Annotated in this window: 13 protein-coding genes; 2 read left to right on the top strand and 11 right to left on the bottom strand. The window is 38.8% G+C overall.

Translation table 11 applies throughout. The features are described from left to right. Positions 1 to 3 precede the first annotated feature (3 nt). The 3 genes from DV434_RS03390 to waaA are packed head-to-tail and all read right to left on the bottom strand — an operon-like array spanning position 4 to position 1,963. Entirely contained in the window at positions 4 to 216 is a 213-nt protein-coding gene (locus DV434_RS03390) for a YceK/YidQ family lipoprotein (RefSeq protein ID WP_118785525.1), read from the bottom strand. After that, positions 213 to 683 carry a pantetheine-phosphate adenylyltransferase gene (gene coaD / locus DV434_RS03385; RefSeq protein WP_118785524.1) on the bottom strand — a complete coding sequence of 157 codons (471 nt, stop codon included), beginning with the start codon at positions 681 to 683 and terminating at the stop codon, positions 213 to 215. The genes DV434_RS03390 and coaD overlap by 4 nt, the downstream gene beginning before the upstream one ends. Then, entirely contained in the window at positions 680 to 1,963 is a 1,284-nt protein-coding gene (gene waaA / locus DV434_RS03380; protein WP_118785523.1) for a lipid IV(A) 3-deoxy-D-manno-octulosonic acid transferase, read from the bottom strand. Before waaA ends, coaD begins: the two co-directional genes overlap by 4 nt. A 62-nt stretch (positions 1,964 to 2,025) precedes the next feature. Between waaA and DV434_RS03375 the strand changes: the two genes are divergently transcribed. After that, positions 2,026 to 2,790: a glycosyltransferase family 2 protein gene (locus DV434_RS03375; protein WP_118785522.1), complete on the top strand. Its 765-nt coding sequence runs from the start codon at positions 2,026 to 2,028 to the stop codon at positions 2,788 to 2,790. Here the strand turns inward: DV434_RS03375 and DV434_RS03370 are convergent. The 5 genes from DV434_RS03370 to DV434_RS03350 are packed head-to-tail and all read right to left on the bottom strand — an operon-like array spanning position 2,787 to position 7,192. Further along, entirely contained in the window at positions 2,787 to 3,344 is a 558-nt protein-coding gene (locus DV434_RS03370; RefSeq protein WP_118785521.1) for a DNA-3-methyladenine glycosylase I, read from the bottom strand. The genes DV434_RS03375 and DV434_RS03370 overlap by 4 nt on opposite strands. Further along, positions 3,341 to 4,159: a shikimate dehydrogenase gene (aroE, locus tag DV434_RS03365; protein WP_118785520.1), complete on the bottom strand. Its 819-nt coding sequence runs from the start codon at positions 4,157 to 4,159 to the stop codon at positions 3,341 to 3,343. The genes DV434_RS03370 and aroE overlap by 4 nt, the downstream gene beginning before the upstream one ends. 3 nt (positions 4,160 to 4,162) lie before the next feature. Next, the gene (gene tsaC, locus DV434_RS03360) at positions 4,163 to 4,714 is read right to left on the bottom strand and encodes an L-threonylcarbamoyladenylate synthase type 1 TsaC (RefSeq protein ID WP_118785519.1); all 552 of its coding nucleotides are present in this window, start codon (positions 4,712 to 4,714) and stop codon (positions 4,163 to 4,165) included. Positions 4,715 to 4,729: 15 nt separating this feature from the next. Next, positions 4,730 to 5,266, bottom strand: a complete 537-nt coding sequence (locus DV434_RS03355) for a DNA topoisomerase family protein (protein ID WP_118785518.1) — start codon at positions 5,264 to 5,266, stop codon at positions 4,730 to 4,732. A 9-nt stretch (positions 5,267 to 5,275) separates the two neighbouring features. Beyond that, positions 5,276 to 7,192 carry an ABC transporter ATP-binding protein gene (locus DV434_RS03350; RefSeq protein WP_118785517.1) on the bottom strand — a complete coding sequence of 639 codons (1,917 nt, stop codon included), beginning with the start codon at positions 7,190 to 7,192 and terminating at the stop codon, positions 5,276 to 5,278. Positions 7,193 to 7,441: 249 nt separating this feature from the next. On the opposite strand from DV434_RS03350, the gene DV434_RS10950 reads away from it, so the two are divergent. Beyond that, on the top strand, positions 7,442 to 10,453 hold the full coding sequence (locus tag DV434_RS10950) for a YadA-like family protein (RefSeq protein ID WP_118811467.1): 3,012 nt from the start codon (positions 7,442 to 7,444) through the stop codon (positions 10,451 to 10,453). A 71-nt stretch (positions 10,454 to 10,524) separates the two neighbouring features. Here the strand turns inward: DV434_RS10950 and glpE are convergent, their stop codons facing one another. From glpE to ilvY, 3 genes are read right to left on the bottom strand one after another with little or no spacing between them, the layout of a single operon-like run. Continuing rightward, positions 10,525 to 10,842, bottom strand: a complete 318-nt coding sequence (glpE, locus tag DV434_RS03340) for a thiosulfate sulfurtransferase GlpE (RefSeq protein WP_118785515.1) — start codon at positions 10,840 to 10,842, stop codon at positions 10,525 to 10,527. Further along, a complete protein-coding gene (gene rarD, locus DV434_RS03335) occupies positions 10,843 to 11,721 on the bottom strand; it encodes an EamA family transporter RarD (protein WP_118785514.1) in 879 nt (292 codons plus the stop codon). Positions 11,722 to 11,752: 31 nt separating this feature from the next. Then, positions 11,753 to 12,631 (bottom strand): HTH-type transcriptional activator IlvY, encoded by an 879-nt coding sequence (gene ilvY / locus DV434_RS03330; RefSeq protein WP_118785513.1) that lies wholly within the window; start codon positions 12,629 to 12,631, stop codon positions 11,753 to 11,755. Positions 12,632 to 12,650: the final 19 nt, after the last annotated feature.

The following is a 12,650-nucleotide window of genomic DNA, read 5'->3' as shown; positions in this document are numbered from 1 at the left end:
GAATTATTGAGCCCACACATAGGGCAGTAACACGGTGTCTAATAAAAATGAGAGGGGCAAATCTAAGATTGGTAATCCCCATTGTTGAGCCATTTCAAGATCATAAGCAGCCCCTGCATAGGCGGTATATTTTTCTGTTGGATCGATAAGTTTGACCACGGAACCACAACCAGATAAAACGATAAGTGCGGTTAAAAAAATAAAGGTTTTTATCATCGTGCTTTTAACGCATTAAACACAGGCACAGGCACTAGCTCAGCGACATCACCGCCGTGCAAATAAATTTCACGTACAATGGTGGAAGAAACAAACGCCCATTTTTCTACTGGTGGGAAAAACAAACTATCTACGCCTTTTGTGAGTAAACGATTCAGTGCCGCTAATTGAAGTTCATATTCAAAGTCTGTTGTCGTGCGTACGCCGCGAATAATGGCAGAAATATTCTGCTGCTTAATCACATTTGCCAACAAATCAGAAAAGCCAAACACCTCCACATTGGATAAATGTGCAACAGATTGACGAACAAGTTCTATGCGTTCATCCAAAGAAAATAGTGGCTTTTTGCTTGGACTATTCGCCACCGCCACTAAAACACGAGGAAAAATCACCGCACTTCTTTCAATAATGTCTAAATGACCGTTCGTAATCGGATCAAAAGTACCGGGATAAATCACGCTCGTCATACATTGCGCTCCAAATAAGGTTTTAATAAATCTAACAAACGCTGTAATGCCCCTCGGTTTTCCATCAGCACTTCATAGCCTGCATTGCCTAAACGTTCGCGGGCTTCTTTTGAGTTTAATAAGGCTTCTACTGCACGTTCTAAGGCATCTGCGGTTGAATTAACTTCCAACACACCCTGTACTTCTACCAGCATTCGAAATATCTCAGGGAAATTGAAAGTATGCTTGCCAGTAATTACAGGCATTTTAAATGCAAGAGGTTCTAGTGGATTATGCCCCCCGTGTTTCACAAGGCTTCCACCCACAAAAGCAATATCAGAAACGCCATACATCAACATCAGTTCGCCCATGCTGTCGCCTAAAATCACTTGGGTATTTTCATTTGGTAATTCATTTGTGGAACGACGAATAAATTGAAATTTTTCCTTTTTGAGTAAATCAGCCACCACATTAAAACGCTCTGGATGGCGCGGAACGAGCAATAACAATAAATTTGGGTATTTTGCTAACAAAGCGCGGTGAGATTTTAAAATGATTTCATCTTCTCCATTATGCGTGCTGGCAGCAATCCATATTGGGCGATCTTGCTTCCAAAGGGTACGCAATGAATCAATTTTACATAATAGTTCATCATTCGTATTGAGATCATATTTAATATTGCCCGTGATATTCAATTTTTCCTTTGGATAGCCCAAAGTGGCATAGCGTTTTCCACTAATGTTATCCTGCGCTGCAATCAAGCTAATTTGCGACCACATTGTTTGTAAGTGCGCTTTTATTTTTCCGTAACGATGCGCAGAACGCGCAGATAAACGTGCATTAGCGATAACAAATGGAATATTGCGTAAAAATAATTGATGAATAAGATTAGGCCAAAGTTCTGTTTCCATCACGATACATAATTTAGGTTGTACAAAATTAATAAAACGCTGGATCGAAAAAGGTAAATCAAAGGGGAGATAATAATGAAAAACGCTGTCTCCAAAAGTGGCTCTTACGCGCTCTGAACCTGTGGGCGTAAAAGTCGTAAAAGTAATGGATAAATGTGGATAATCTTGTTGCAATTGACGAACCAGCGGTGTCGCAGCAATCACTTCCCCTACGGAGGCGGCGTGGATAAAGATCCCTTGTGGTGGTGGACAAGGCGCATTGCCATAAAAACCATAACGTTCAGCCAAACGCTGACGATAACGTGGAGATTTAACACTGAGCAAGCCAATAAAACACAATATCAACGGCTGGCAAATTAAAAGCAAGCTGGTATAAAAAAAACGCCACATAAATGAAATTCGGTTATACTTGAAAAAATTTCGGCTAGTATAGCAAAAAAAGGATTGAAAATATGCCTACAATTAGCGTTGCAATGATTGTAAAAAATGAAGCACAAGACCTCGCCAATTGCTTAGATACCGTAAAAGATTGGGTGGACGAGATTATCATTCTAGATTCTGGCAGCACAGATAACACTAAAGAAATTGCGCTCAGTTATGGGGCGAAATTCTATGAAAATAGCCAGTGGCCAGGCTTTGGAAAACAACGCCAATTAGCCCAACAATATGTAACCAGTGATTATGTACTCTGGCTAGATGCAGATGAACGAGTTACACCCAAACTACAACAGGCTATCTTAAGTGCGGTTGAAAATGATCGAGAAAATACCGTTTATGAAATTCCACGAGTGAGTGAAGTATTTGGACGTGAAATTCGTCATTCAGGCTGGTATCCTGATTATGTGGTTCGTCTCTATCGAACAAATTATGCGCAATATAACGACTCACTTGTACATGAAAAAGTCGAATTTCCAGCTGGGACAAAAGTAGAAAAATTGACAGGTGATTTAGAGCATTTCACTTATAAAAGCATCCATCATTATCTAGTGAAATCAGCGGGTTATGCAAAAGCGTGGGCAGACCAACGCCAAGCTAAAGGAAAAAAAGTGACACTTTGGCAAGGAATAACCCACGCGATCGGTTGTTTTGTGAAAATGTATTTGTTAAAAGCGGGTTTTTTAGATGGCAAACAAGGATTTTTATTAGCGGTGTTATCAGCGCATTCAACCTTTGTAAAATACGCCGATTTATGGGAGCGAGATCAGCATAAACACTAGCAAGTTTTGCAAGGACAATCATTTAAATGATCGTCCACCAATCCCATAGACTGCATAAAAGCATAGCACGTGGTTTCGCCAACAAAGACGAAACCACGTTTTTTTAAGGCTTTAGAAAGAGCTTTAGATGCTTCTGTTTTAGCTGGCACAGATCGCAAATCAGGCACATCATTGACAATCGGTTTATGATTCACAAATGACCAAATAAAATCACTGAAATTTTCACCGCACTTTTCCATCTCTAAATAAGCTTTAGCATTTTTGATAATGGCCTCTAACTTGGCTCGATGGCGAATTAATCCTGCATTTTTCATACAATCATCAATATCAAGCGCGGTCATTTTTGCGATTTTTTTCGGATCAAATTGATGAAAGGCTACACGGTAAGATTCACGTTTTTTCAAAACCGTAATCCACGAAAGCCCCGCTTGTTGCCCTTCCAAACAAATTTTTTCAAATAGCTTTTGGCTATCGAATTCAGGCTTTCCCCATTCTTTGTCATGATAATCAATATAAGTAGGCTGTTCGCCCACCCAAGGGCATCGAGTAATCATAACATCTCCTTTTTAAGCTGCTCATAAACCGCCACAAAATCTGGCATTACGCCTCGCCATAAATGGAAAGAATGTGCTGCTTGTGCGACTAACATTCCAAAGCCATCGCTCACGTTGGTTAAACCTAAACTTTTGCATAATGCAATAAATGGCGTGTCTACGCCTTTCGCATATTGCATATCGTAAAAAGCTGAGCCTAATTTTAAAATTTCAGCATCAACTGGTGCAGTTCCACCACTTAATCCAGCGGAAGTGGCATTAATCACTACATCATAGGTTTGTAACGGAATAGAATCCATTGAGGCAGCTTGAATATTGCCGTAAGGCTGAAATCTTTCGGCTAATTCTTTGGCCTTCGAAAAAGTGCGGTTGGCAAGGACAATATTTTGTTGAGCTTGTAAAAGTGGCAATAATACGCCTTTTGTTGCTCCGCCCGCCCCCAAGATTAATACGCGCTGATTTGGATGAAACCAATTTAAACGCTGTAAATCTGTCACCAAACCGATCCCATCGGTGTTATCCGCATAAAGTTTTCCATCATCGAGTTTTTTGAGCGTATTGCAGGCTTCCGCCAATTTTGCTCGTTGGCTATATTCGTCTGCCAGCTGATAAGCTCGTTCTTTAAAAGGCGAAGTAATATTGCAACCTTTCGCGCCCTCCTCAAAAAATGCCAAAATCTGTTTTTCAAAAGCATCAAGATCACCTAATTTGGCGATGTATTCTATGGTTTGATGCGTTTGCACTGCTAACTGACTTTGAATTAATGGCGATTTACTTTGCGCAATCGGATTGCCCCACACAGCATAAAGATCCATAAATTATCCCTGTCTAAAAAGTTGATTTGTGCGCAAGTCTCGAATTTCGGATGGATTGAGTGCACCGCCTACAGTTTCGTCTAATACTGGAAAATCTGCACCGAATTGTGACCGCACTTCATCGGCGGTGCGACAAGGTGGCTCACCAGTCAAATTAGCGCTGGTCGAAGTTAATGCAATCCCCGTGAGTTCACATAAGGCTTTTACGGAAGGGTGATCGCACAAACGTACTGCGATGCTATCAAATTTACCTGTGAGAAAATGCGGGGTTGTTGATTTTGCGGGCACAATCCAAGTAGTTGGACGTTCATATTTACCTTGCAGGCGAGAAAGCTGTTCATCGTTAATCTGCTCAAAATCGACAAAAGGACGGAGAAAATCCAAGCTAGGCGCCACTAAAATCAACCCTTTTTCCACTGGACGTTGCTTTAAATCGAGTAATTTTTTTACCGCACTTTCACTTTGCGGATTACAGCCCAAACCAAATACAGCTTCAGTGGGATAAGCGACCACTTGATTTTGTCGAAGTGCGTTGGCGATTTGTTCTCTATTCATTTCACTCTTTTACGTTTATTGCTCAAAAATATGACGGCAAGTTTTATTTGCACACTGGAAAATTTGTTTTTCCCCATCTTCACTTTTTAACAAAGAAAGTGGGAAATGGCAGGTTGGGCAAGGCTCGGTATAAGGCTTGGTAGGCAAAGAAAATTTACATTTAGGGAAATTATCGCAGCCGTAAAAAATTTTTCCTTGGCGGCCACGACGAGGAATCAAATGCCCCGTTTTACATTCAGGACAAGCAATTTTTTCCTCAGATTCAGATTCTTCCCGCACCACAAAATCGCATTCAGGATAATGGCTACAACCAATAAACATCCCAAAACTGCCTTGTTTCAACTGCAATAAATTACCGCACTTCGGGCAAATTTCATCAAGTGTTTTTAATACTTTATGCTCCGATCGTTGCAAAGGACGCAAATAATCACATTCAGGATAAGCAGAGCAACCTAAAAACAGCCCTTTTTTGCCTTGTTTAATTTGCAAAGACGCACCACATTGAGGGCAATATTCCTGTTGTTTGCTATGATGAAAAAGGCTTTGATTCATAATCTATCCTTATGCTTGAAGCATTTCTTCCAATTCTTCCTGTGCAGTCATCCATTCCGTTTCCACATCATCTAATGCTTTCTTCACATCTACTTGTTGAGCCAAAAGTGCGGTCAATTTTTCTTTATTTTCGGCATTATATAATTCAGCATCTGCCAATTGATTTTCTATGCTCGCAAGCTCAGAAGAAAATTTATTCATTTTTTCTTCTAATTGCGTGATTTTTTTACGCAATGGTGCAGTTTGTTGGCGTAACTCTGCTTCACGGCGTTTTTGTTCCTTACGATTTTGAACCAAATTTTCATTATCGCCAACTTTTTCCGAAACTTTATTTTCAGACGTACTATTTTGTTCATTCAGCCATTTTTGATAGTCTTCTAAATCGCCTTTAAATTCTTCCACTTTTTTATCGTGAACCAAGTAAAACTCTTCCACGGTATTACGCAGTAAATGACGATCATGCGACACCACCACCAAAGAACCTTCGTAATCCACCAACGCTTCCGTTAATGCCTGACGCATATCCAAATCTAAATGGTTGGTTGGTTCATCAAGTAATAGCAAATTCGGTCGTTGCCAAACAATCAACGCCAATACCAAACGAGCTTTTTCACCACCAGAAAAAGATTTCACCGCTTGATTTACTTTATCGCCGTGGAACGCAAAACTGCCCAAATAATCTCGAACCTGTTGCTCCGTTTGCTCAGGAGCGAGTTTTTGCATATGCCACAGGGCAGATTCATCTGCCCGCAAAGTATCTAATTGATGCTGGGCAAAATAGCCGAGTTGCACACCTTTTGCCAACTGTACCGTGCCTGAAAGTGCGGTCAGTTCTCCCGCTAAAAGTTTAATCAAGGTTGATTTTCCTGCACCATTTTTCCCGAGTAAACCAATGCGCGAACCTGGCACCAAATTCAGTTTAATTTTACTTAAAATTTCTACCGCACTTTCTCCACTGCCATAACCCGCACTCGCTTGCTCAATCATCACTAACGGATTCGGCAAGGATTGCGGCGGACGAAATTCAAAAGTAAAAGGATTATCCACATAAGCTGGTGCAATCAACTCCATGCGCTCTAAGGCTTTCATACGGCTTTGCGCCTGTTTAGCTTTGGTGGCTTTGGCTTTAAAGCGATCAATATATTTTTGTAAATGGGAAATCTTTTGTTGTTGCTGACGATACATCGCTGTTTGTTGAGCCAGTTTAGTGGCTCGTTGCACTTCAAAGGAAGAATAATCGCCTGTGTATTCGTTGAGCTTCTGATTTTCGATATGGAGGATTTTTGTCACAATTGGATCAAGAAAATCACGGTCGTGAGAAATTAATACCAAGGTACCTTGATATTGCACTAACCAACGCTCCAACCAAATTACCGCATCCAAATCCAAATGGTTGGTTGGCTCATCCAGTAATAATAAATCTGACGGACAAAGCAGAGCTTGCGCCAAATTTAAACGCATACGCCAACCGCCGGAAAATGCTTTCACTGGCTGGGTTGTTTCTTCTTGACTAAATCCTAAACCATGCAATAAAGAAGCGGCACGAGATTGAAGTGTCCACGCATCCAAGGTTTCTAATTGCCCGTGAATACGCGCAATGGCGTTACCATCATTGCGTTCATTTGCCAGATTAAGCTCTTGTTGCAAACGGCAATATTCTCGATCCCCTTGAATCACGTAATCAATCGCAGAAATATCCAATGCAGGCGTTTCTTGATTCACCCAAGATACCCGCCAATTTGCTGGATAATTTACCTCACCACCCTCTGGCGTTAATTCTTTTTTCAATAAGGCAAAAAGCGAAGATTTTCCACAACCATTTTTCCCTACCAAACCGACTTTTTGCTTAGGATTAATGGTAGCAGACGCATTTTCGAGAAGCTCCGTTTGCCCTCGTTTTAAGGACAGATTACTAAATACAATCATGAATAAAATTTTTAATATATCGAAAACTTAAAAACAAAATTAATAAGCCATTTTGACCTGAAAATCTGCTTTTTATTATAAAAAACCACATTTTTTTGATCAAGATCGGCACTATTCTACAAAATAGGCGTAAAATTTAGCGATTTTATACTTGACATTGAATAATTTAGGGGGAAGCCATGCCCAACAAACAAACAAACAAACAAACAAACAAACAAACAAACAAACAAACAAATAGGAAAACGAATTATGCGAACAGTTCCTAAAAATTTAATCTCCGTTCTGCTATTAACTACATTCTTTTATCCTAATCTTGTCTATTCCACTTCCTCTACTACTGGAGAAGGCAATCTTGTCACTGGCACAAATGGCGTCGCAACTGGCTACAATAATATCGTAACTGCTACAAATGGTTTGGCACAAGGTAATAATTCTGTCGCAACGGGTAATAATAAAACCCGTGATGAATTTAATAATACTGTAAAGAAAAACGAAAAAGTTATTGCGGATAAAACAGCGGCAGAAAATGCGCTTTCTAAAGTAAAAACAAACATTGAAGTGAATGAAAAAACACAGAATGATCTTAATAATAAAATTAAGGATCTAACAGATTTAATTAATCGCACTGACAATAAAACAAATGAGATTAATTCATTAAACAATAATTTAAAGAATGAAAATAATGAATTAGAAAAACTAAAAAAAACATTGGAAGAAGCTAAAAAAAATGCAATGAATACACCCACTGGCACTGAGGATAGAACTATTTGGACAGATTTTATTAAACAATTAAGAACATTAAATTGGCAAAATTTGAAAAATGAACACGGCGAAGAGTTAGTAGCAAAAGAATTAAAAGATAAAGTAGAAATCACTTTTCCAGAATTGCCTAAATCTGAGTTAAGCAGATATACCAATATTATACGAGCTTATGTATATAAACAAGGATTTATGCCTGATGTTGAATACGAAGTAAGAGATAAACTTGAAACACTATTAGATAAATCTATAATTAACAAGGGGAGTTATCCACATTCTTCTTCTATAGTAGACTATTTAAAGAAAGAAAATAAAATAAAATCAAAGATTGATTTTGATAAATTAGTGTTAAATACACTAGAGCCCAGCTTTGGTGATACACAGGAAATGCGTGTATTATCAATTACAACCCTAAGTTATTTACCTGATGATTCAATATTACGAAAACAAGCATCTAGCTATGAAAAACCAGATCTTGACGAGGTACTTAAAAAAAGACTTTCTGAAGAAGAAACCTATTTTGATCTATTAAAATTACCTAAGATTAAAACGGGTTACTCAAAAATTAATCTGTTAAAACTAGGAGATATAACTACTAAAAGTGACTTAGAATTTGCTTTGCCAAAAGATAGTTCTCGCACTCTTTCTTTCGTGTTAAATATGTACAGTTATAGCTTTATGTCTTTTTATTCATCAATTGATTGGGATGCCCCTCAATCAGAATGGCTTATTGATAAAGAAGATTATCGAAGACAACTCCAACCTGTTTATGAATGGAACAAAAAACTTGCTCAGTTATCCCAATATTATTACGATTTGCAGCAGGATCCCAATAATCAAAAAATGATAGCTGATTTTTTAGAATTAAAACATTATATTCAAGACCATATGAATGACGAAAAAAATTATTATGATCATATTAACCCTATTACAAAAATACCTGAAACTTTAAAAAAAGAATTTGAAGAAGCATCAAAAAAAGCACTAGAACAACTCCAAAACTGGGCAGATAAATTAAAATTACCATTTAAATTAAATGATTCAGAAAGCATTATAATAAAAGGCATAAAAGAAGCTGCTCAAAATGCTAAAGACGCTGTCGATAATGCTAGAAAAGCAGTAGAAGATAAGGAACGAGAAATTAATGAAATTAAGAAAAAAATAAATGAATTAGCATTAACAGACGATGAAAAAAATGCAGCCAAATTAAAAGAGGAAAAAGAAAAAGAGCTTGCAGAAAAACAAGCAGAAAAAGCCGAGCTCGAAAAAGATAAACTGAAAAAAGAAGAAGCACTAAAAGCACTAGAAGAAGAACTTAAAAAGACCAACCTTGCTAACATTGGCAAAAACTCCATTGCCTCTGGTACAAACGCCTTTGCGAGTGGAGAAAACGCTATTGCTATTGGTACTAATGCTACTGCGCAAAATGAAAATACCATCGCTATAGGTTCAAAAAATACAGTAACAGCCGCTAATTCCGTGGCAATAGGCTCAGGCAATAAAGTAGAGTCTGAGAATGTAATGGTGTTAGGGAATAATGTCACCGTTGATAATAACTTTAACGGTGCGGTGGTATTAGGTAATGGATCTACACCAAGTAAAGCTGAGGCAGAGAAAAATATAACCATTCAAGGTACAACTTATGCGTTTGCTGGTATAGTTCCTAAATCAACCGTTAGTATTGGGAAACCTGGTGAAGAACGCCAAATCACCAATGTTGCAGCTGGGAGAATATCAAATACATCGACTGATGCCATTAACGGTTCTCAGCTTTATTCCGTCATAGAAATCTTGAAGAAATTGCAAGCTAACACCCCAAATCCTACTGGTAACACAACAGGTGGCACAACGGGCGGCACAACTGGCGGAACAACTGGTGGTACAACGGGCGATACAACAGGCGGCACAACTGGTGGTACAACAGGCGGTACAACGAGCGGTACAACGAGCGGCTCTGGCACTGCACCATCAATCGGTAACGTCAATATTTCAGGTGATAATAATATTTCAGTAACTGGCGGTGCTGGTAATTTCACAGTAAAACTAAATGACGACATTTCATTAAATAAAGTGGAAACTGGCGATGTATCTTTTTCTCACGACGGAATTAATGCTGGTCATAAAATAGTGAGTAATGTGGCTGATGGTAAAGTAACAGAAACCTCAACAGATGCAGTAAATGGTTCGCAACTTTATAGAGTTAAACAAGAATCAGCTGCTACTAATCAACGTATTGATGCTCTTATACAAAAAGTTAATAAAGACAATAAAATGCTGAAAGCAGGCATTGCAGGAACCGCCGCAATCGCAGGCTTACCACAAGTGAGAGGTAATGGCAAAGCAATGGTTTCCGCTGGCGTAGGAAATTTCAAAGGGCAAAACGCCATCGCCGTAGGATATAGTCGATCTAGCGATAACGGAAAAGTATTATTCCGTTTAAGTGGTAGCGCAAATACTCAAGGCGATGTAGTGAGCTCCGTTGGCGTAGGCTACGAATGGTAAGCTAAGAAACACAAAAGTGCGGTGAAATTTCACCGCACTTTTTTCATCAAATTAATTTTCGTCAAAACACCTTAATAAGCGGTTTCAATAGGTAATTCTGCTCGACACCAGCCATCAAACCCACCAATAATACTAAACACATTTTCATAGCCTTGCTCAACGAGGAAAGTTGCCACATTTCGACTACTCACGCCATGATAACAACTCACAATAATGGGTGAGTCAAAATCTACTAATTCTTCAAATTGCAAAAAACTTTGATTTGTTAAATGAAAAGCACCTTTAGGATGCGAGTGGGTAAAGCGGGCATCATCGCGAATATCGGCTAACACCGCCCCTTGCTGAACCATTTCCCACGCTTGTTGTGGCGTAATTTCTTTAAATGACATTTATAAACTTCCTTTTGCGTGCTGTTTGTACACACCATCAATCACAACAAGAATCATGGCGAGCACTAAACAAATAAAAAGCGGGTAACTTTCGGCATCAATTTGTTCACCGATAAAAAATGATACGAAAATCATCATAATGGTTTCCACATAACCAAGTAAGCCAAGCAAATTCATTGGTAACATGTTGCTGGCAATAACGTAAGCAATCAATGCCGTGCCGCTAATTAATCCAAGCAATACAAGCAGTCCCCAAATATTAGGATTACTTTGTTCGACTACAGCGAAATCTGTTTGCAACGCAAAATAAATGCTAATTGGGATTAGGCTTAACATCTCTAAACAAAAAGAAGCGAGATCACTATTTTTTAATGCTTTTCGAACGGAAAAATAGGTGGTATAGCCAACACAAATTACAATAGCTTCCCAAGAAAGCCCACCTTTTAGCACGATATTAGAAATCACCCCCAATGCGGCAATTACGACTGCAATAAATTTGAACGTTGAAATACGTTCTTTAAAAATTAAGCGACCTGCCGCCACCATAACAATAGGCAAAAGCAAATAACCAAAAGACACGCTCAACGAACTGCCATTATTCGGTGCCCAAAGAAAAAGCCACATTTGAAAACCCATCAATAAGCCGCAAAAAAGATAGGGCAATGCCAAGTGCGGTTGTTTTTTGATGAGTTTTAAGCGATGAATCAACGCATTTTTCTGATTAAACATAAATACGGAAAGGACAACAAAGGGAAACGTAAAAATCATCCGATAACCGAAAATATCCGTGCCACTCAAAGGTTTGAGTAGTGTAGAAAAATAATACATATAGCCAAATAAAAATGAGGCAAATAATGAAACGAGAACACCTTTAAACATAAGAAATCCTTATTCTAAACAGCCAATCATTCTATTCTAACATCGCCCAAAATGCACGGATTAAGGGTTGTTCGAGATTCCTTTTTTGGGTACAAATAACCAATTCAAAAGGCTCAATAGGCTTATCGAGATTAAGTCGGGAAATTTGGTTATTCATTGGGCTATTGTCAATAACCACATCGGGCAACATCGCTAATCCGAATCCCAATCCCACCATTGGAACAATCCCTTCATGCCCCGCAACGGTAGCATAAATTTTCGGATGTTTAATATGTTTCTCCCGTAGCCATTGCTCAATCCGTTGCCGAGCATGCCCTTCAACAGGGAAAATAAAAGGCATTTGCTGCCAATTAATTGGTTTTTCTTGCAGTAATTGTGTCGCCAAACAAGCCACACGCGGTGCAATTAAAGATAAGCTAATATCATCAATTTTATGAAATGCCACACTGGATGGCAGATTATTCGGCTTACCTGCAATGGCGAGGTCAACTTGTTGGGTTTGAATCAACTCTAATGCAAGCGCTGGATCGCCCGTCGTCAGTTGAATTTCCACTTTAGGATAATGCTGGCGAAATTCTTTAAGTACGTGCGGAAGATGGCTATAAGATGCGGTTACAGAGCAAAAAAGTTTAATTTCACCGCAAAGTTCATCTGATTCATCTTTGAGTTGTTGTTTAAATTGTTGCCAGCTTTGCCATTCTGTTTTAGCAAATTGCAAAAATTTCTCGCCATATTCAGTGAGTTTAACTTGGCGATTATCACGGATAAAAAGCGTTTTCCCTAACTCGTCTTCTAACCGTTGAATTTGACGGGAAAGGGTGGAGGGGGACATGTGGTTTTGGGTGGCGGTTTTAGCGAAGTTTTGGGTTTCTGATAATTTGATGAATAAGTTGAGATCGTTGAAGTCCATAATGATATCTATTTTATTT

It is taken from the genome of Haemophilus haemolyticus, assembly GCF_003493685.1.
Lineage (GTDB): Bacteria > Pseudomonadota > Gammaproteobacteria > Enterobacterales > Pasteurellaceae > Haemophilus > Haemophilus haemolyticus_O.
The sequence above is the reverse complement of the archived record's forward strand: the minus strand, read 5'-3'. Positions and strand labels throughout refer to the sequence as shown.

Bases quoted from the DNA above. Each gene is read 5' to 3' on its own strand.
- DV434_RS03390 (WP_118785525.1), bottom strand. From the start codon at position 216: ATGATAAAAACCTTTATTTTTTTAACCGCACTTATCGTTTTATCTGGT.
- coaD (WP_118785524.1), bottom strand. From the start codon at position 683: ATGACGAGCGTGATTTATCCCGGTACTTTTGATCCGATTACGAACGGT.
- waaA (WP_118785523.1), bottom strand. From the start codon at position 1,963: ATGTGGCGTTTTTTTTATACCAGCTTGCTTTTAATTTGCCAGCCGTTG.
- DV434_RS03375 (WP_118785522.1), top strand. From the start codon at position 2,026: ATGCCTACAATTAGCGTTGCAATGATTGTAAAAAATGAAGCACAAGAC.
- DV434_RS03370 (WP_118785521.1), bottom strand. From the start codon at position 3,344: ATGATTACTCGATGCCCTTGGGTGGGCGAACAGCCTACTTATATTGAT.
- aroE (WP_118785520.1), bottom strand. From the start codon at position 4,159: ATGGATCTTTATGCTGTGTGGGGCAATCCGATTGCGCAAAGTAAATCG.
- tsaC (WP_118785519.1), bottom strand. From the start codon at position 4,714: ATGAATAGAGAACAAATCGCCAACGCACTTCGACAAAATCAAGTGGTC.
- DV434_RS03355 (WP_118785518.1), bottom strand. From the start codon at position 5,266: ATGAATCAAAGCCTTTTTCATCATAGCAAACAACAGGAATATTGCCCT.
- DV434_RS03350 (WP_118785517.1), bottom strand. From the start codon at position 7,192: ATGATTGTATTTAGTAATCTGTCCTTAAAACGAGGGCAAACGGAGCTT.
- DV434_RS10950 (WP_118811467.1), top strand. From the start codon at position 7,442: ATGCGAACAGTTCCTAAAAATTTAATCTCCGTTCTGCTATTAACTACA.
- glpE (WP_118785515.1), bottom strand. From the start codon at position 10,842: ATGTCATTTAAAGAAATTACGCCACAACAAGCGTGGGAAATGGTTCAG.
- rarD (WP_118785514.1), bottom strand. From the start codon at position 11,721: ATGTTTAAAGGTGTTCTCGTTTCATTATTTGCCTCATTTTTATTTGGC.
- ilvY (WP_118785513.1), bottom strand. From the start codon at position 12,631: ATGGACTTCAACGATCTCAACTTATTCATCAAATTATCAGAAACCCAA.